The sequence below is a fragment of the Pseudarthrobacter sulfonivorans genome, from assembly GCF_031454915.1.
GTDB lineage: Bacteria > Actinomycetota > Actinomycetes > Actinomycetales > Micrococcaceae > Arthrobacter > Arthrobacter sulfonivorans_C.
Genome location: NZ_JAVDRS010000005.1, coordinates 181,306 through 197,961 on the forward strand (window position 1 = coordinate 181,306; position 16,656 = coordinate 197,961).

The window sequence follows — 16,656 nt, forward strand, 5'->3', positions numbered from 1 at the left end:
ATCTCAAGTGCTCGCCAAGAATGAACCAATGACGGTCTACTTGCGCTCACTGGAAACTGCTGTCCCTCCGACTGTGCTGATCCAGGCCGAAGCCCGGGATGTTTTCGCAGCTCAGCCCGGGCTGACCAGGCTGGGCTCAAGGCTGGTGAACACATGTTTCGATTCAGCGGCCATAGACACGCGCCACACGGCGGTCGATGAAATGACCATGGAGTTCCGTGCGGACGATCCACAGTTTTTTGATTCGGCCACGGGCCTTCTGCTGAATCCCACTACAAAGGTGCGGAACGAGATCTTCGCCGAGCAGGCCACGAAGCTCTTCATCGAGTCCGCGCAGGCTGCCCTGGACGCCTGCCCGGATCTCACGCTACGTGACATAACGCATGTCATCACGGTCTCCTGCACAGGGTTCTTCAACCCGGGCCCCGATTACAAGCTGGTCCGCGCCCTGGGACTTGACCCTGCTGTCCAGCGGTACCACCTTGGATTTATGGGCTGCTATGCGGCCTTCCCGGCGTTGCGGGCAGCCAAGGCGTTCTGTGAGGCGGATCCGCAGGCTGTTGTGTTGGTGGTTTGCGCTGAACTCTGCTCCCTCCATGTGCGGACGTCCAACGACCCGGACACCATCATGGGGTCGGCGCTGTTCGCGGACGGCGCCGCCGCCGCCGTCGTCACGGCCCGGATCGCTCCGGATGCTCCGGCGCTGCTCCAGTTGGACCACTTCGAGACGGTGCTGACGCCGGTGGGCGAAGAATCCATGGCGTGGAACATCGGCGATCACGGTTTCGAGATGGTCCTGGGCAACTACGTGCCGCACATCATCGATGACCACATCATCGGCGCCCTCGAGCCGCTCCTGTCCCGGGACCTGTCGCTGCACGGACTCCCCTACCGCGACATCCGCCACTGGGCCATTCACCCCGGCGGCCGGAGCATCCTGGACAAGGTTCAAACGCGGCTCGAACTCACCGACCAGCAGTTGGTGCCCGCACGGGAAACGCTGCGGAAGTTCGGCAACATGAGCAGTGCCACCGTCCTGTTTGTCCTCAAACACATTCTGGAGCAGCCGCCGGTGGACGGCGACGAACGTATCTGCTCCATGGCCTTCGGCCCCGGACTCACCGTGGAAACCGGGCTCTTCACCAAACTCCGCCAAGCTGGCGGGCCCGTATCCGACATTGAACCCGGAAGCGTCCGGTCCGGGGAACGGCTGCCAGGCCGGGCGGCGGCCCCGTCCCGGGCCTGAACCAGTGTTGCTGATGCGGCGGCGGGCCGCGGATGCGGTCGAACTGATGGACGCGCCGGACTGCGATCCGCTGAAGCTGGAACGGACCTATCAGCAGTTCGGACTGGTCAACAGGCTCTTTTCCGGCTGGCGGCAGCTGTATGTCCAGGAACTGCGGCCGCTGCTTTCCCCAGCCACCGTGACCACTGCCCTGGACATCGGCAGCGGCGGAGGAGACCTGGCAAAGCTGCTTGTGAAGTGGTCCCGCCGGGACAAACTGCTGCTCGAAATCACCGGCACCGACCCTGACGCCAGGGCCTACGACTTTGCAGCCCGCCGACCCCACCACCCAAGCATCAGGTTTGTGCAGGCCGACAGCAGCGAGCTGGTCCGCGGAGGCCTCCGTTTCGACGTCGTCATTTCCAACCATGTCATCCATCACCTGCAGCCGGCGGCCGTTACCAGGCTCCTGGCAGACTCGCAGTCCCTGGCACGGCAGCTTTGCCTGCACAATGACCTGCGCCGAAGCCTGGCGGCCTACGGCCTGTTCTCGCTGGCAGCCCTGCCGTTCCGCGGTTCCTTCATCCGTCCCGACGGTCTGGTCTCCATCCGGCGCAGCTATACCCCCTCCGAGCTCGCCGCCATGACTCCCCCGGACTGGTATGTGCAACGGCACGCGCTCTTCCACCAGGTCCTCGTACATCGCCCGGTCCAGTCTGATGATTGACGTGGTGATCGCGGGCGGCGGACCGGTGGGCCTGTACCTCGCCGCGTTGCTCCTTCAGGAAGGCGTGGAGGTCCGGGTTCTGGAACAGCGCGTTCGCCGGAAAAATCACTCGCGGGCGATCGGAATTCACCCTCCGGCCCTTGCGGTTCTGGACCAGGTAGGCGTGGGCGGGGCCATGGTGCGTGCGGGCGTGCCGATCCGAAGCGGAACTGCGATCAGCCGCGGCGCGACGGTTGGGTCGATGTCGTTCGCCACCGTTTCAGACCGCTTTCCGTTTGTCCTGTCCCTCCCCCAGTCCACCACCGAGTCCCTGCTGGAACAGCGGGTGCACGAACTGGACGGCTCCGCCCTGCGCCGGGGAGCCCGGGTAACGCATGTGGCGGACGACGGCGGCGCAGTTACCGTTGCGGTCGCGGCCCCTGAAGTGGAGGGTGGCGGCAGCCGGATCACCGCACGCCTTCTTGTCGCCGCTGACGGTGCCCGGTCACAGCTGCGCAGCCTGCTGGGTATCCACGTGCTCTCGAAGTCCTATCCAGACCACTACGTAATGGGTGACTTCGCAGCAGACGGCGACCACAGCCAGGAAGCCGTGCTGTATCTCGAAACCGGTGGGATCGTGGAATCTTTCCCGCTCCCGGGAGACCTCCGGCGCTGGGTAGTCAGGATGGGCAGCCCTGCCCCGAATGTGGATGCCGCGGAGCTGTCGCAGCTGGTCCATCAGCGCACCGGTGTCAGGCCTGATCCGGCCACCAACAGCATGCTGAGCGCCTTCAGCCCCAAGTCAACGATGGCCCGCAGGCTGGTGGCGGGACGTGCCGTGCTCATCGGCGACGCTGCCCACGAGATCAGTCCCATTGGCGGTCAGGGCATGAACCTCGGCTGGCTCGATGCCGCGGAGTTGGCGCCGATCATCTGTGCATCCTTGGCTGGCACGGCGGTAGGCCGGCGCCTCCAGGAGTATGACGCTGGGCGCCGGAAGGCCGCCCTCCTGGCGCGCCGGCAGGCCGAGGTCAACATGTCGTTGGGGCGGCCCTTGGCTCCGGCGTTTCTGGGCTTCCGGAATCTGGCCATGGGCGCGGTGGCAGCAGTTCCATCCGCGAACAGGCTGGTGGCCCGGCGGTTCACTATGCAGTGACGGCGACGGGAATCTGCCGGAAGCGTGTTAATGGCTCAGGGGTTTCGGAAATAGCAGTCGTAGCTGTCCTGGCTGACAATCTGGCCGTCGCGGACCTCGAAGACGGATGACGTCCGGGCGCGGATGGTCTCACCGGCGTCCCAGTACTTCAAATCCATCAGTACCGTTGCCGACCAGTCGGCCTCGAGCACAACGCGGCCACCTTCACAGGTTGTGCGCCGGATGTCGAACTTCTGGTGGGCCACCACCTCGCCGCTTTGGTCGGCGCCGGCAAGCACCTGTTCCAGACTTCGGGTGGACCCTTCCGGAGCGAGCAGGTGTGGCGCCTCGAACAGGCGGAAATCCGCTGCGAGGAAGGGCCTGATGGCTTCGCCGCCGCCTCCGGCCTCGAGCGTCCGGACAAAATCCAGGACGCGTTCCAGTGCGATGGGATCCGAGGAAATCTGTTCTGCCATGGGATCGACACTATCCGACCGGGCCGACACCGCCGTTCTTCCGCCGTTAGGCTTTCCCCATGACCGTTGTCTCGCCGCCTACCCCGTTCACGCCTGCGCACCTGCGGGAAAGGGTGCAGGAGATCCTCGCCGCAGATGCTTTGCCACCCATCGCGCAGGCCGGGCATCCCGTGCTCCGGCAACATGCCGCCGCCTTTGACGGCCAGATCACCGCCGTCGAACTCGAACAGCTGATAGCGCTCATGCGCCGAGTGATGCATGAGGCACCCGGTGTGGGACTCGCCGCGCCCCAGATTGGGATCCCGCTCCAGTTGGCGGTCCTCGAGGACAAGTTCGACGTCGATCCGGAAGCGGCTGCGGTGCGGCACCGCACACCCCTGGATTTCCTGGCCGTCCTCAATCCGCGCTACACGCCCGTCGGCGGAGAAACCGCGGCGTTCTTTGAGGGTTGCCTCTCACTCAGCGGCCTCCAGGCCGTGGTGGTGCGCTACGAACGTGTGCGGCTCCAGTTCGAAACGCCCGGCGGCCTGGGCAGGGAGCAGGAATTCGAGGGCTGGCAGGCACGGATAGTGCAGCACGAAACCGATCATCTGCTCGGCACCCTCTACGTTGACCGTGCCGAGCTGCGGTCCCTGACCAGCAACGCGGAATACGCTACCAACTGGGCCGAGCCGGGTATCGCCAAGGCACGTGCCGCCTTGGGCTTCCTGTCCGAATATCCCTGAGGTCCCGGCCGGTTACGCGTGTGGAGTGTCCGCGGGATTCGCGGCCGTCGGAAGGAACCGCGCCCACCAGTGCAGGATGTGCTCGAACCGCTGCCGGCGGTGCCGAGGCCGTCCGGACCGGGAGAGTTCGTGGTCTTCGCCGGGGAAGATCAGCAGCCTGGCTTCCACTCCCTCCCTTTTCAAGGCCGTGTAGTAGCGCTGGCCCTGTTCAAGCGGGCAGCGGAGATCGTTTTCGCTATGGATCACCAGGGTTGGTGTCTGCACCATGGCTGCCTGACCGAGGGGGCTTTGGGCGGCGAGGACATCCGCTGAGTCACCCAGATATTCGCCGCCGAAGTACCAACCGATATCGGCCGAGCCCTCGAAGCTGACCGGATCCAGGAATCCCCGCTCCACGATGGCTGCCTTGAATCTATGGTGGTGTGCGATGGTCCAGGCAGTGAGGTAGCCGCCGTACGAGCCGCCCATGATGCCCAGGCGCCCCGCGTCGAGCGCGGGGAATTTTTCCAGGGCGCCGTCAAGAAACGCCAGGACATCCTGCATGTCGTCGGTGCCAAACCGGCCTTTGATGGCAAGTCCGTGGTCCCGGCCGTAGCCGGCGGAGCCGCGGGGGTTGCACATCAGCACGGCATACCCGGCTGCGACGTAGACCTGGGCCTCGTCGAGCAACGCGACGGTGAACTGGGTGTACGGACCACCGTGGATGTTCAGCAGGACAGGGTGCGGTCCCTTGCCGGCTGGCCGGAGCAGCCAGCCATGGACCGGATAGCCGTCGGGCGCGTCAAAAGTCACTTCCTGCGGCACAACGATGTCGGTTTGAGTCCTCAGCAAGGCCGAGTAGTCCGTCAGGATACGAAGCTGGCCGTCGTCGAGCACTGCGAGGTCCCCGTGGGTGGACGCGTCGGCGAAGGACACGAAGAGCGAACCGCCGGCCCAGGCCGCGCCGGTCACAGCCTTGTCCCCATGAACCAGGAGTGCATGACCACCGGTGGCTCCCAGTTCCAGGAGTTCAACCGTGCCTTGCGCGTTATTCAGGACCAAGGCACGGTCCGAGCCGCGAAGTTCAATCCGGCTGCCCGGGACGGCAACATCCATCATCTCCGGGTCCGTCAACGGAAGCGGTTCGCCACCCCCTGCGGGTACGCAGAACAGCACGGCGTTGCGCGCTACAAAGTCCCTGCCCGACGAGCCGAGCTCCCGGGCAATGTAGAAGAGCCACCGGCCGTCCCTGGATTCGCGGACCTCCAGCACCGACTGCGGTGCTGCCGTCGCCAGATCGAAGGCCACAGGCGCGCCACCCGTGGCGGGCACCCGGTAGATTCGCGAGGCCAGTCCGTCGTCGCTGTCCGGAGGCGCCGCAGCAAAGTACACGGCAGACCCGTCAGCACTGAAGGTCCCGCTGCCGGCATCCGTGGCGAGCCGCGTTAGCTGCCCGGCCTCCGGCAGCGGCGCCGAAGGCTCGCCACCGAGCTCGGGAACCTCCACCACGAACAGTTGCCGGGGTTTGTCGCGGGTGTAGCCCTCGCCGTTAATCCTGTACTGGTACGTCGAAATAAGCCGTGGTTCTTCTGCTTCGGCCGCGGTGCCTTCCGCCGTGCCGTACCGTCCGGCCTCGGGCTCGCGGGAGCTGAAGACGATCCGGTGCGAGTCCGGGGACCACGAGAAAGTCTCTACTCCCAAAAGCCTGTCCGTGATGACCTGCGGCTCGCCGCCGTCGGCCTCCACAACGCACAGCTGCGATTTCTTCGACGGCGCGTCGGCCCGGAGGAAGGCCAGCACCAGTCCGTCGGGCGAGAACGCCGGAGACGTGTCCCGGAAGCCCCTGGTGATCCGTCGCGGCAGCTTTTCCTGGTCCAGCGGAACAGTCCACAGCTGACCTGCGTAGGCATTGGTGTCGAAGTCCGGGCTGGTCACCGACACCACAGCGCGGCTGCCGTCCGGGTGGACTGTGGGCGGCGAGACGGAATTGAGCAGCAGGAGGTGTTCAGGCTTCACCCACGTGAGCCTAACGTGCGGCCCCACCGCAGACGAACAGCAACGCCCCGCTCCTGCGCGGGGGCAGCCGTGGGCGCCGCCCTAAGATAGTGCCTATGCCGTCTTCCACTCCCCCTCCGTTGCGCTGCCCCCTGTGCGGCGACCAGCTGAGAGTCCCTGCCAGTACCGGCGGGACGGCCCGCCGTGCCCTGGCATGCGGCGCCGGGCACAGCTTTGACGCGGCCAAGCAGGGGTACTTCAATCTGCTGGTCGGCAAGGGAACAGTCTTCGAAGCTGACTCTGCGGACATGGTGGCATCCCGCTTCAATTTCCTGGACGCCGGACTCTACCGTCCCCTGGCGGATGCTGTCTCAGACGCTGTCATCGCAAGGGTTCGCCCCGGAACGCCCTTCACTGTCCTCGACTCGGGAACAGGTACCGGCCACTACCTCCGCATAGTGCTCGACGACGTAAGGCAGGTCACTGACCACTGCACCGCCGTCGCGCTCGACATCTCCAAATTCGCTTTGCGGCGAGCCGCCCGACTCAACCCGGAAGCCGTTAACCTCGCCTGCGACGTATGGCGGCCGCTCCCGGTGGCGGACGCCGCCGTCGACGTCGTGACAGTCATCTTCGCGCCCCGCAACGCCGCAGAATTCGCCCGGGTCCTCCGCCCGGAGGGCCGGCTGGTGGTGGTCACACCGCGTCCAGGGCATCTGGCGTCCCTGGCAGCCCAAACCGGGATGCTGGCGATAGAAGACGAGAAGGACGCCAGGCTGGCGGAGTCCCTTGCGGGCCACTTCGTGCCTGAATCAACCCGGGACATTGACATCCGGATGACGCTGACGCCAGGGCAAATGGCTGACCTGGCTTTTATGGGCCCGGCGGGGCATCATCTGGACCGGGCAGCAATTGCCGCCAAACTGAACATTTCGGAGCTGTCCCCGGAGGTGGAGGCCCTGTTCAGGATCACTGTCTTCCGCCCGCTACGGCTTTCCGCGTAACGACTTGGCCACGTTCGCGGCCCCCTCCGCCGGCGACCTGCCGCCCGGCTTTCGGGCGGACTAGGATAAATAGACAGCTACCGGATGGTCAAGGGGGACGGAATGTTTGAATGGCTCGGTGAAAACTGGTGGGCTTTGTGGCTCACGGCTTTCCTCGCGTTCGCGGTGATCGAGATGATTACCCTTGACCTGTTCTTCATCATGCTCGGCGGCGGAACGCTCGCCGCGATTGTTGCGGATTTTGCCGGCGCTGACCTGTGGCTGCAGATTGTGGTTTTCTGCGTGGTGTCCCTGCTGATGATCGCTTTTGTCCGCCCGGTTGCCCTCAGCCACCTGAAAAAGGGACCCGCCGAACAGCGCACCAACGTGGACCGCCTGATTGGCGAGCAGGCACTGGTCATGGAAGCAGTCAGCTCCACTGGCGGCCTGGTCAAAATCGGCGGCGATGTGTGGAGTGCCCGGTCCGCCGGCGCTGTGTTGCCTGCCGGCCAGAAGGCAGTAGTCTCCGCTATTGACGGCGCCACCGCCGTTGTGTCCGCGCCGCAGGAGCAAGCAGACCCGTCGTAGTTAGCGTCACCAAGAGTGTTGGATACAGCCTAATAATTGGGGTTAAGGAGATGTATGGATAACGCAGGAGGAGTCGCCTTGGCTATTGTGCTGGTGGTCCTGATCGTGTTCGTGATAATTGTTCTTGTCCGCTCGGTGCGGATTATTCCGCAGGCGAGGGCCGGCGTCGTTGAACGCCTGGGTAAGTACCAGCGCACGCTCAATCCGGGACTCACCATCCTGATTCCGTTTGTGGACCGGCTCCTGCCGCTCCTTGACCTCAGGGAACAGGTTGTTTCGTTCCCGCCGCAGCCGGTTATTACCGAAGACAACCTGGTGGTCTCCATTGACACCGTGGTCTACTTCCAGGTCACCGATCCGCGTGCGGCCACCTACGAAATTGCCAACTACATCCAGGCCGTGGAACAGCTCACCACTACCACCCTGCGTAACGTGGTTGGTGGCTTAAACCTTGAAGAGGCCCTGACCTCCCGCGACCAGATCAACGGTCAGCTTCGCGGCGTCCTGGATGAGGCCACCGGCCGGTGGGGAATCCGTGTCTCGCGCGTCGAGCTGAAGGCTATCGATCCGCCCCACTCGATCCAGGACTCCATGGAGAAGCAGATGCGGGCCGAGCGTGACCGCCGCGCAGCCATCCTCACCGCAGAAGGCACCAAGCAGTCAGCCATCCTGACGGCCGAAGGCCAGCGGCAGGCGTCGATCCTCGCGGCAGAAGGCGACGCCAAGGCAGCCATCCTTCGTGCGGACGGTGAGGCGCAGGCCATCCAAAAGGTCTTTGATGCAATCCACAAGGGAAATCCCGATCAGAAGTTGCTGGCCTACCAGTACCTGCAGACGCTGCCCAAGCTGGCCGAAGGCTCCTCCAACAAGCTGTGGATCATTCCCAGTGAAGTCGGGGAAGCCCTCAAGGGCATCGGCAACGCACTCGGCGGCACCAATCCCGATCCGCGGGCCGGCGGCGGTCTCTTTGATGAGGAACCCGCCAAACAGCCCTAACCTGGATCAGCCCGCAGGAGGCCGCACCGCCACACCCGGCGGTGCGGCCTCCTGCCGTTGGGTACGGCTTCGGTTGCCGTTGGCGTTTGTTGGCGTTTGGCACTGAGAGCGCGCACCGGTATAATAGAGTGTTTGTCCGGTCGGACCAGATCCGCTGGAACAAGAACGCTTCGCAATGCGTTGAATCTTATGATGCAGCACAGTGCACACAGTAGTCCGGTGCGGTTATGTCGCACCGGATGGCGTGGGGCCTTGCTCCGCGAACCGACCAGAGGGAGAAAACATGAGCGATCGCAGCCTGCGGGGTATGCGCCTTGGCGCGCAGAGCATGGAGACCGAGTCCGGCGTGGAGCCGGCTCCGCGTCAGCGTGTCGAATACCGGTGCGAGGACGGCGAGCAGGTTTTCGTCACCTTCTCTTCAGAGGCTGAAATTCCTCCGGTCTGGGTCTCGAAGACCGGCAAGGAAGCGCTCCTGGTTGATGGCGAACGTCCTGACACCAGTAACGAAAAGGCTGTCCGTACCCACTGGGACATGCTCCTTGAGCGCCGTTCCCTCCCGGAGCTGGAGCAGATCCTTGAGGACCGGCTGACCATCCTGCGCGAACGCCGCGGTGAACGGCGCAGCGCCTGATCCATTGGCGGTCACAGCCTCACCTGACTGAGGCCCACTGAACGACAAACAAAGGGCCGGCCCGGCAACGTAATCCACGTTGCCGGGCCGGCCCTTTGTTTTACTCAGATGCGCTTCCGGCCGGTAGGTGTTACCCCTGGGCCGGTGCTTCCTTGCCCGTGAGCTTGTTCCAGCGCGCCTGCAGGCCCCATCTGGTCACATTGATCATGGCCTCAACGACAATGTTGCCGCTCATCTTGGATGCCCCCAGCTCACGCTCGACGAACGTAATGGGGCGCTCCTCGATCCGGAGGCCCATCTTGGCGACACGCCACGCCAGGTCCACCTGGAAGCCATAGCCCACTGAATCCACCTGATCAAGGTTCAGTTTCTCCAGCGTGGACCTCCGGAAGGCGCGGTAGCCGCCGGTGACGTCTTTGATCTTCAGGCCCAGCATCAGCCGCGCGTACGTGCTGCCAACGCGTGAAATCGCCTGCCGGTACAGTGGCCAGTTGACCACACTGCCTCCCGGCACCCAGCGGGAACCCATGGCCAGATCGGCGCCCTGCTCCACGGCTTCAAGCAGCTGCGGCAGCTGTTCCGGCTGGTGGGAACCATCGGCATCCATTTCCACCAGGACGTCGTAACCTGCCGCCAGGCCCCACTTGAACCCGGCGATGTAGGCGGCGCCAAGGCCCTCCTTGCCCTTGCGATGCAGGACGTGGACCTGTGAATCCTCGGCAGCAATGTTATCCGCCAGGTGCCCGGTGCCGTCGGGGCTGTTGTCGTCCACCACCAGAACGTCCGAGGCGGGTACGGCTGCCCGCAGGCGCTGGAGGGTCTTGGGCAGCGATTCCAGCTCGTTGTAGGTCGGAATAATGGTGAGGACGCGCACAAAGGGCCTTTCCTGGACGGGAGCGGTCGGAGCGGCTGACCACCAGCGAAGTCGCTGGCTGGCAGGCGCAACTATCTATTATAGGGCGCTGATCTGCGCGTCCGATCAGGAACGCAGCGCCGGACTGGAAAAGAGCTCCAGGCCGTCCCGGACGGTCTGCAGGCAAACCGGGTCCGCGCCGGTGTCCAGCGCCGGAAGCAGGGGCGTGCGGGCTCGCGGATCCGTACTCCAGGACTGCACCCGTCCGTCCGCGACCTGGACCATCAGTTCCTCAACGTCCCAGACGGCGAAACTGGCAGGAGCACCGGGAACCAGCTGGCCGGCCATCGGGTTGTGGTACTTGGCTGCGCGCCAGCCTGCCCGGGTGTGGCCCAGGAACGCTGCGCGTGCCGAGATCCGTTCGTCGTGGTTGTGGTGTTCCAGGCAGGCACGCACACTCGACCAGGGCCGCAGCGGCGTGACCGGGCTGTCGCTGCCGAAGCAGATGGGAACGCCCGCCGAGTAGAACGAGGCAAACGCATTCATGGACCGGCTGCGGTCACCGAGACGCTGCTGGTACATTCCACCGTTGCTCCCCCATACGGCGTCGAAACGGGGCTGGGTGCTGACGGTAACGGAGTACCGGGCCAGCTGCTCTATCGCGCTGGCATCCGCTACCTCCACATGCTCAAACCGGTGGCCAACTGCGCGGATCCGCTGCTCGCCTACTTCCGCAGCGGCGAGCTCCAGAGCCTCGAGGGCGGCGTCGAGCCCGGCGTCGCCGATGACGTGGAATCCGCCCTGGATGCCAAGCAGCGAGCAGGCGGCCAGGTGGGCGCCTGCCTCCGTGGCCGTGAGGTACAGGCTGCCCCGCTCCCCTGCCTCGTCGCTGTAGCCGGATCTCAGCGCCGCAGTCCGGGAGCCAAGGGAACCGTCGATGTTCAGGTCCCCGGCGAGCCCCCGCACGGGGACACCAAGACCGTCCAGCAGCTGCCGGGCATGCTCCTCCGAGGTGGCCAGTTCGCCCCAGTAGGGCAGCACCTCCGGGACGGCGGCCTCACCGGGTGCGGTGTTCCACGCGGCGGCAAGCCGAAGATCGTCGACACCCCCGATATGTGGCGCAGCCATCTCCGCCAGCGCCACATAGCCGTTTTCGGCTGCCTCGGTGAGGGCGCGCTGCTGGTACGCCCGGAGGCTGGCGTCCGGAAGACGGCGCGCCTCCCGGCGGGCCGCCGTATGCGCGGCCCGCGAAACCTGTGCCCCGGACGTATAGCCGTCCAGCCCGGCAAGCCCTGCGTCGGCTGCCAGCGAGGCGGACACCAAAGCCGAATGCGCATCCACCCTGGACAAGAACACGCGCCTCCCGCCGGCGGCGCGCTCGAGTTCATCGGCGCCCGGCAGGGCAGCGTCTTCCCACGTGGTCTCATCCCAGCCGTGACCCAGCACCGGTCCGTCGCCCTGGAACGCTGCCACGGCGTCCAGCAGCTGCCGGCCGGACCGCACGCCGCCCAGTTGCAGGGAATCCAGCGCAATGCCGGTCTCCGTGAGGTGCACATGCGAGTCAACAAATCCCGGCGCCACAAGGGCACCGCGAAGGTCGATAATTTCCATGGACGAATCGGCAATCGACGATGCCGCCTGTTCGGACCCCACCCAGGCAACAGTGTCGCCGTCCACCACCATCGCGGTGGCCAACGGATCGGCGGCCGAATACACCGAGCCGTTACGGTACAGGACCACTTTCCGCTCGAGCGGAGTGGGCACGGTGGAACGTTCAGTGGTCATCGGGGCGAAGCTCCTGGGGTAGGGGTAAGGATGGACAGCAGTAGCTTCCGGTACATCGGAGGACGGCTGAGGCGTGGTTCGGCCCTGGGCGGCTTAGCCAGAGGACAGCTGCTTCAAAGGACTGAGGAGTAGGCGACTACGCCCCGCCGGATCAGCGCAATAGCCTCCGAGCAAAGCCGTGCCAGGCGTGGCTCCAGCCCGGGAATCTTGGCCAGCTGGTCCAGAAGGTCAATGACCTGCTTGACCCAGCGGACAAAGTCGCCGGCTGCCAGGTCAGTCCCGTTCAGAACATCCTGCAGGTGCCGTCCCTTGGCCCACTTGTACATGGGCCAGACGAGTCCCAGTTCGGGTTCGCCGGTCAGTGGCAGCTTGTTCTGCTCTTCGACGTCCTCCAGGGCTGACCATTCACGGACCACCAGATCCACTGAGGTTTCCAGCGCTATGCTCGGCATCCGAGGGCGGAGGCCCCTGTCCTCGCGCTTGGCCTGGTAGACGAGGACACTCGCCAGGGCCGCAACTTCGACGGCGTCAAGGTCACTGAAAGCGCCCAAACGCAGTGACTGTGAAATCAGCAGGTCCTTCTCGCCATAGATCCGGCGGAGCCGCTGGCCGTCGGCACTGATGGACAGGCGGCCATCGGCTCCGCCCTCCAGGTAGCCGTAGGCCGACAGGACGTCGCAGACGCGGTCGAAGGTCTTGGCAATCGTGTTGGTCCGGCCTTGGATCTGGCGTACCAGCGCGTCCGTTTCGCGGCGCAGCTTCCACCAGCGCTCTGACCAGCGTGCGTGGTCTTCACGTTCGCTGCAGCCGTGGCACGGGTGTGCGCGGAGTGCCCGGCGGAGCTCCGTGATCCGTTTTTCCTGGTTGGGCATCACACTTCCGAGACCAAAGTCCGTGGTGCGGCCAGGCGACGGCGGACGGTTTTCCCGCAGGGCATTCCGGGCCGACGAGGCGAGGTCGCGCCGGGACTTGGGGACCTTGGCGTTGAACGACTTCGGAATCCGGATCCGCGTCACGGGCGCGATAGGGCCTTCCAGGTCTTCGGTGCCGATCCGCCGGAGCTGGTTATCCAGCGTGAGGACGGCAGGGCGTGGCTCCCGGCCGCTGTGGTCCGAACTCAGGACAACGGCCAGCCCTGGCGCCCGCCCTCCCGGGACGTCCACCACGTCTCCGGGCATCAGCCGGGCCAGGGAGTCTTCGTTCAGGGACTTCCGTGCCCGGGACTTGGTGCGTGAGGTGATATTTTCCGCGTCGGACAGCTCACGGCGCAACCGGGCATATTCGGTGAAGTCGCCCAAGTGGCAGGTCATGGATTTCGCGTAGCCCGCAAGGGACTCTTCCCGGCTTCGCACCTGCTTGGCTAGGCCTACAACGGACCGGTCCGCCTGGAACTGCGCAAACGAGGATTCGAGAATCTCCCTCGCACGGGCCCGGCCAAACTGTGCCAGCAGGTTGATGCTCATGTTGTACGTGGGCCGGAAACTTGAATTCAGCGGATAGGTCCGGCGCGAGGCGAGGCCGGCTACCGCCGTCGGATCCGTGCCCGGCTGCCAGAGAACTACCGCATGGCCTTCGACGTCGATGCCACGGCGGCCGGCCCGTCCGGTCAGTTGCGTGTATTCCCCAGCCGTGATGTCTACGTGGGCTTCGCCATTGAATTTGTCCAGTTTCTCCAGGACCACGGAGCGGGCAGGCATGTTCACGCCCAGGGCGAGGGTTTCGGTGGCGAAGACAGCCTTGACCAGGCCCTCCACGAAGAGTTTCTCCACCACCTCCTTGAAGGTGGGCAGCATGCCTGCGTGATGGGCGGCGAAACCCCGCAGCAGGCCATCCCGCCACGTCCAGAAGCCCAGGATGTCCAGGTCCTCAGGAGGGATGTCCTGCCCTGCTTCGTCAACGCGCTGGGCGATGATGCGCTGCTCCTTCTCCGTGGTCAGCCAGAGCCCCGAAGAGACGCACTGGGCCACGGCGGCGTCGCAGCCTGCACGGGAGAAGATAAACGTGATGGCGGGCAGCAGGTCCTGCCGGTCCAGGCTGGCGATCACCTGGGGGCGGCTGGCCTTCCGGACGGCGCCGGGCTGGGCTCCCTGTGGGGGACGCGCATCCGACCGTTGCTTGTGCTGCCGGCGCTGACTCCGCCCGCCATGGCCGAACCGCCCACGGAAGCTCTCCTGGCTTTCGCTGCGGGCCATCGCCAGCAGATCCGGGTTGACCTCGAACCCCCGGCCCGCGGCGCCATCCCCGATGGCGGTATTCCCTGCCGGGTCCAGCTCTTCGCGGACTGGCAGGGGTGCTCCGGTTTCGGCATCGGCCGGCGGCGCGATTTCGTCGAACGTGGTTTCCCCGGCGAACAGGTCCACGATTTCCCGGCCCACCATAACGTGCTGCCAGAGGGGCACCGGCCGGTGTTCGGAAACGATGATGTCCGTGTCGCCGCGCACGGTGTCCAGCCACGCGCCGAACTCTTCAGCGTTTGAAACAGTGGCACTGAGCGAAACCACCTGGACTTCGCTGGGGAGGTGGATGATCACTTCCTCCCACACGGCCCCGCGGAACCGGTCAGCGAGGTAGTGGACCTCGTCCATGACCACAAAGCCAAGGTCATCCAGCGTGGCGGAGTCGGCGTAGAGCATGTTCCGCAGGACCTCGGTGGTCATGACCACTATCGGGGCGTCCCCATTGATGCTGGTGTCACCCGTCAGGAGCCCGACGTTTTCCGCCCCGTATTTTTCTGCGAGTTCCGTGAACTTCTGGTTGCTCAGCGCCTTGATGGGCGTGGTGTAGAAGGCCTTGAGATGCCGCTCCAACGCAAGGTAAATGGCAAACTCCCCCACGATGGTTTTGCCGGCGCCGGTAGGGGCGGCCACCAGCACGCCCTTGCCGTCCTGCAGGGATCGGCAGGCGAGCCGTTGGAATTCATCAAGTTCAAAATCGAGGGTGCGGACAAACCCGCCAAGGTACGTTCGCGCCTCAGCTGTGCGTTCCGCGCTGGCCCGGTAACTTTCAGAGGGCGAGAGCGGCCCGGAAATGGAGGACATGCTTCAAGCCTAGTGCGCTGCGCGCTACAGGTTTTTCAGTTCACTGCCAGGGGTGGCAATATCGGCTGTTGCGTCCGTCTCGGCGGCCCGTTTAACCGCCCGTTTGTCCCTGCGCTTGTCGTTGAAGATGCAGAGCCCGATGGCGGCGAAAAACAGGACCAGCAGGGGCGCGGCCAGCAGGAACATGGACAGCGCGTCTGTGCCCGGAGCGGCCAGGGCGGCCAGGACGAAGACCAGGAAAACGATGATCCGCCAGGCTTTGAGAATGGTCCGGCCCCGCACAACCCCAGCCATGTTGATGCCGACGAGAATCACGGGCACCAGGAAGGAAATGCCGAGGATCAGAAGCATCTGCGTGGCGAACGTGAGGTAGTCGGTGGCGGAGATGTTGTTGGCGCCGGTCTGGGGGGTGAACTGGAGCAGCGCCCGGACCACCGTGGGGAAAACCAGCCAGGCAACATAGACTCCGGCAAGGAACAGGGGAACGGCGGCGGCCATAAAGCCGAGTGTGTAGCCGCGTTCCTTCCTGGTCAGGCCGGGGGTGATAAATGCCCACACTTGGTAGATCCACACAGGGCTCGAAATCACGAGCCCGATCTGGATGGCGATTTGGATCTTGAATGCGAACGGATCCGCGATGGTCGCAAAGTTCAGGACGGCCGTGCGGCCCGTTTCCTGGGCAATGGAAATCAGTGGAGCCGACAGGCTCCCTACCACGGGGTCGTACAGGAACCAGCCGCCCACGGCAGCGAGCAGCACAGCAATTGCCGATTTGATCAGCCGGTTCTTGAGCTCTTTGAGGTGGTCCCAAAGAGCCATCCGCCCCTCAGGGTTGGATTTGCGGCCCCGCGTCAGTGCCACTGTGCGTTACGCGCGGGTCGACGGCGGAACGTCAGTGCCGTCAGTCGGCTCACCGGGCTGAGTCGGTCCAGGCTTCGCCTGCGGGTGGTTAACGATCTTGCCTTCCACCGGCCCCGAGGCGTCGTCGGTGGATTCAGTCTTGCCGTCGTTCTTCATCTCCTTGACCTCGGATTTGATGATCCGCATGGACTGGCCAAGGCTGCGGGCCATGGCAGGGAGTTTCGGCGCAGCAAAAAGAAGCAGCGCAACGACGATGATAATGACAATTGGCCACGGGCCATCAAAGAGTCTTCCCACGGGAATTCCTTTCCTCTTACAACATCCTACGTCTAACTGAGATCCAGATCGCGAAGCGACTGGGGCTGGCCCCGATTGTGCTTGCGCTGTACCCGCCTCTGGCGGCGGTCCTCCCGGCGGGATGACTTGGATGCGTGGTAATCATGTCGCATCCGGGCAGGCGAGGCAAAAACAGCGGCACCCGGCTGATCGGCCGTGGCACGCTGTAGCTCGCCGGCCATGGCCGGTGCCAGGTGTCCAAGTTTCGCACCGGCGTCGCCAAGGTCCTTCAGTGCGGCCATGGCCTGGCGGTACAGGCGGATGCCCAGGAGGACATAAAAGAGCAGGGACAACGCAACGAGCGCTATCCAGATCAGGATCCAGGACCACCAAGGCATGCTGAC

Annotated in this window: 16 protein-coding genes; 8 read left to right on the forward strand and 8 right to left on the reverse strand. The window is 64.8% G+C overall.

Translation table 11 applies throughout. The features are described from left to right. The first annotated feature begins 28 nt into the window (after window positions 1–28). Genes J2808_RS13235 through J2808_RS13245 form a run of 3 tightly spaced genes read left to right on the forward strand, consistent with a single transcriptional unit; the run spans window position 29 to window position 3,087 of the window. Entirely contained in the window at window positions 29–1,246 is a 1,218-nt protein-coding gene (locus J2808_RS13235; RefSeq protein ID WP_309817212.1) for a type III polyketide synthase, read from the forward strand. 13 nt (window positions 1,247–1,259) lie between these two features. Further along, on the forward strand, window positions 1,260–1,952 hold the full coding sequence (locus tag J2808_RS13240; RefSeq protein ID WP_309817642.1) for a class I SAM-dependent methyltransferase: 693 nt from the start codon (window positions 1,260–1,262) through the stop codon (window positions 1,950–1,952). Then, window positions 1,945–3,087: an FAD-dependent oxidoreductase gene (locus J2808_RS13245; RefSeq protein WP_309817214.1), complete on the forward strand. Its 1,143-nt coding sequence runs from the start codon at window positions 1,945–1,947 to the stop codon at window positions 3,085–3,087. The genes J2808_RS13240 and J2808_RS13245 overlap by 8 nt, the downstream gene beginning before the upstream one ends. Window positions 3,088–3,122: 35 nt before the next feature. Here J2808_RS13245 and J2808_RS13250 read toward each other — a convergent pair whose 3' ends face one another. Next, window positions 3,123–3,542 (reverse strand): nuclear transport factor 2 family protein, encoded by a 420-nt coding sequence (locus J2808_RS13250; RefSeq protein WP_309817216.1) that lies wholly within the window; start codon window positions 3,540–3,542, stop codon window positions 3,123–3,125. 59 nt (window positions 3,543–3,601) lie between these two features. Here J2808_RS13250 and J2808_RS13255 point away from each other — a divergent pair, with 59 nt between their 5' ends. Continuing rightward, on the forward strand, window positions 3,602–4,267 hold the full coding sequence (locus tag J2808_RS13255; RefSeq protein ID WP_309817219.1) for a peptide deformylase: 666 nt from the start codon (window positions 3,602–3,604) through the stop codon (window positions 4,265–4,267). A 12-nt stretch (window positions 4,268–4,279) separates the two neighbouring features. Here the strand turns inward: J2808_RS13255 and J2808_RS13260 are convergent, their stop codons facing one another. Next, window positions 4,280–6,262, reverse strand: a complete 1,983-nt coding sequence (locus J2808_RS13260; RefSeq protein WP_309817222.1) for a S9 family peptidase — start codon at window positions 6,260–6,262, stop codon at window positions 4,280–4,282. A 95-nt stretch (window positions 6,263–6,357) separates the two neighbouring features. Here J2808_RS13260 and J2808_RS13265 point away from each other — a divergent pair, with 95 nt between their 5' ends. The 4 genes from J2808_RS13265 (at window position 6,358) to J2808_RS13280 (ending at window position 9,439) form a co-directional block, all read left to right on the forward strand. After that, complete coding sequence (locus J2808_RS13265) at window positions 6,358–7,245, forward strand: putative RNA methyltransferase (RefSeq protein WP_309817225.1); 888 nt, start codon at window positions 6,358–6,360, stop codon at window positions 7,243–7,245. A gap of 102 nt (window positions 7,246–7,347) precedes the next feature. After that, entirely contained in the window at window positions 7,348–7,812 is a 465-nt protein-coding gene (locus J2808_RS13270; RefSeq protein ID WP_309817228.1) for an NfeD family protein, read from the forward strand. Between the two features lie 54 nt (window positions 7,813–7,866). Further along, window positions 7,867–8,808, forward strand: a complete 942-nt coding sequence (locus tag J2808_RS13275) for an SPFH domain-containing protein (RefSeq protein WP_164199714.1) — start codon at window positions 7,867–7,869, stop codon at window positions 8,806–8,808. Window positions 8,809–9,091: 283 nt separating this feature from the next. Then, window positions 9,092–9,439: an RNA polymerase-binding protein RbpA gene (locus tag J2808_RS13280; protein WP_003802221.1), complete on the forward strand. Its 348-nt coding sequence runs from the start codon at window positions 9,092–9,094 to the stop codon at window positions 9,437–9,439. A gap of 130 nt (window positions 9,440–9,569) precedes the next feature. On the opposite strand, the gene J2808_RS13285 is transcribed toward J2808_RS13280, so the two are convergent. From J2808_RS13285 to J2808_RS13310, 6 genes are all read right to left on the reverse strand, one after another. Continuing rightward, window positions 9,570–10,313, reverse strand: coding sequence for a polyprenol monophosphomannose synthase (locus J2808_RS13285; RefSeq protein WP_309817252.1), 744 nt, complete (start codon window positions 10,311–10,313; stop codon window positions 9,570–9,572). A 105-nt stretch (window positions 10,314–10,418) separates the two neighbouring features. Then, on the reverse strand, window positions 10,419–12,077 hold the full coding sequence (locus J2808_RS13290) for an amidohydrolase (RefSeq protein ID WP_309817255.1): 1,659 nt from the start codon (window positions 12,075–12,077) through the stop codon (window positions 10,419–10,421). A 113-nt stretch (window positions 12,078–12,190) separates the two neighbouring features. Further along, on the reverse strand, window positions 12,191–15,115 hold the full coding sequence (locus J2808_RS13295; protein WP_309817258.1) for a DEAD/DEAH box helicase: 2,925 nt from the start codon (window positions 15,113–15,115) through the stop codon (window positions 12,191–12,193). 24 nt (window positions 15,116–15,139) lie between these two features. Further along, complete coding sequence (gene tatC, locus J2808_RS13300; protein ID WP_309817260.1) at window positions 15,140–15,934, reverse strand: twin-arginine translocase subunit TatC; 795 nt, start codon at window positions 15,932–15,934, stop codon at window positions 15,140–15,142. 48 nt (window positions 15,935–15,982) lie between these two features. After that, window positions 15,983–16,273 (reverse strand): Sec-independent protein translocase subunit TatA, encoded by a 291-nt coding sequence (gene tatA, locus J2808_RS13305; protein WP_309817264.1) that lies wholly within the window; start codon window positions 16,271–16,273, stop codon window positions 15,983–15,985. Window positions 16,274–16,305: 32 nt separating this feature from the next. Then, entirely contained in the window at window positions 16,306–16,650 is a 345-nt protein-coding gene (locus J2808_RS13310; protein ID WP_309817267.1) for a hypothetical protein, read from the reverse strand. Window positions 16,651–16,656: the final 6 nt, after the last annotated feature.

Excerpts from the sequence above, each read along its gene's own strand:
- J2808_RS13235 (WP_309817212.1), top strand. The coding sequence starts at position 29 with ATGACGGTCTACTTGCGCTCACTGGAAACTGCTGTCCCTCCGACTGTG.
- J2808_RS13240 (WP_309817642.1), top strand. The coding sequence starts at position 1,260 with ATGCGGCGGCGGGCCGCGGATGCGGTCGAACTGATGGACGCGCCGGAC.
- J2808_RS13245 (WP_309817214.1), top strand. The coding sequence starts at position 1,945 with ATGATTGACGTGGTGATCGCGGGCGGCGGACCGGTGGGCCTGTACCTC.
- J2808_RS13250 (WP_309817216.1), bottom strand. The coding sequence starts at position 3,542 with ATGGCAGAACAGATTTCCTCGGATCCCATCGCACTGGAACGCGTCCTG.
- J2808_RS13255 (WP_309817219.1), top strand. The coding sequence starts at position 3,602 with ATGACCGTTGTCTCGCCGCCTACCCCGTTCACGCCTGCGCACCTGCGG.
- J2808_RS13265 (WP_309817225.1), top strand. The coding sequence starts at position 6,358 with ATGCCGTCTTCCACTCCCCCTCCGTTGCGCTGCCCCCTGTGCGGCGAC.
- J2808_RS13270 (WP_309817228.1), top strand. The coding sequence starts at position 7,348 with ATGTTTGAATGGCTCGGTGAAAACTGGTGGGCTTTGTGGCTCACGGCT.
- J2808_RS13275 (WP_164199714.1), top strand. The coding sequence starts at position 7,867 with ATGGATAACGCAGGAGGAGTCGCCTTGGCTATTGTGCTGGTGGTCCTG.
- J2808_RS13280 (WP_003802221.1), top strand. The coding sequence starts at position 9,092 with ATGAGCGATCGCAGCCTGCGGGGTATGCGCCTTGGCGCGCAGAGCATG.
- J2808_RS13290 (WP_309817255.1), bottom strand. The coding sequence starts at position 12,077 with ATGACCACTGAACGTTCCACCGTGCCCACTCCGCTCGAGCGGAAAGTG.
- J2808_RS13295 (WP_309817258.1), bottom strand. The coding sequence starts at position 15,115 with ATGTCCTCCATTTCCGGGCCGCTCTCGCCCTCTGAAAGTTACCGGGCC.
- tatC (WP_309817260.1), bottom strand. The coding sequence starts at position 15,934 with ATGGCTCTTTGGGACCACCTCAAAGAGCTCAAGAACCGGCTGATCAAA.
- J2808_RS13310 (WP_309817267.1), bottom strand. The coding sequence starts at position 16,650 with ATGCCTTGGTGGTCCTGGATCCTGATCTGGATAGCGCTCGTTGCGTTG.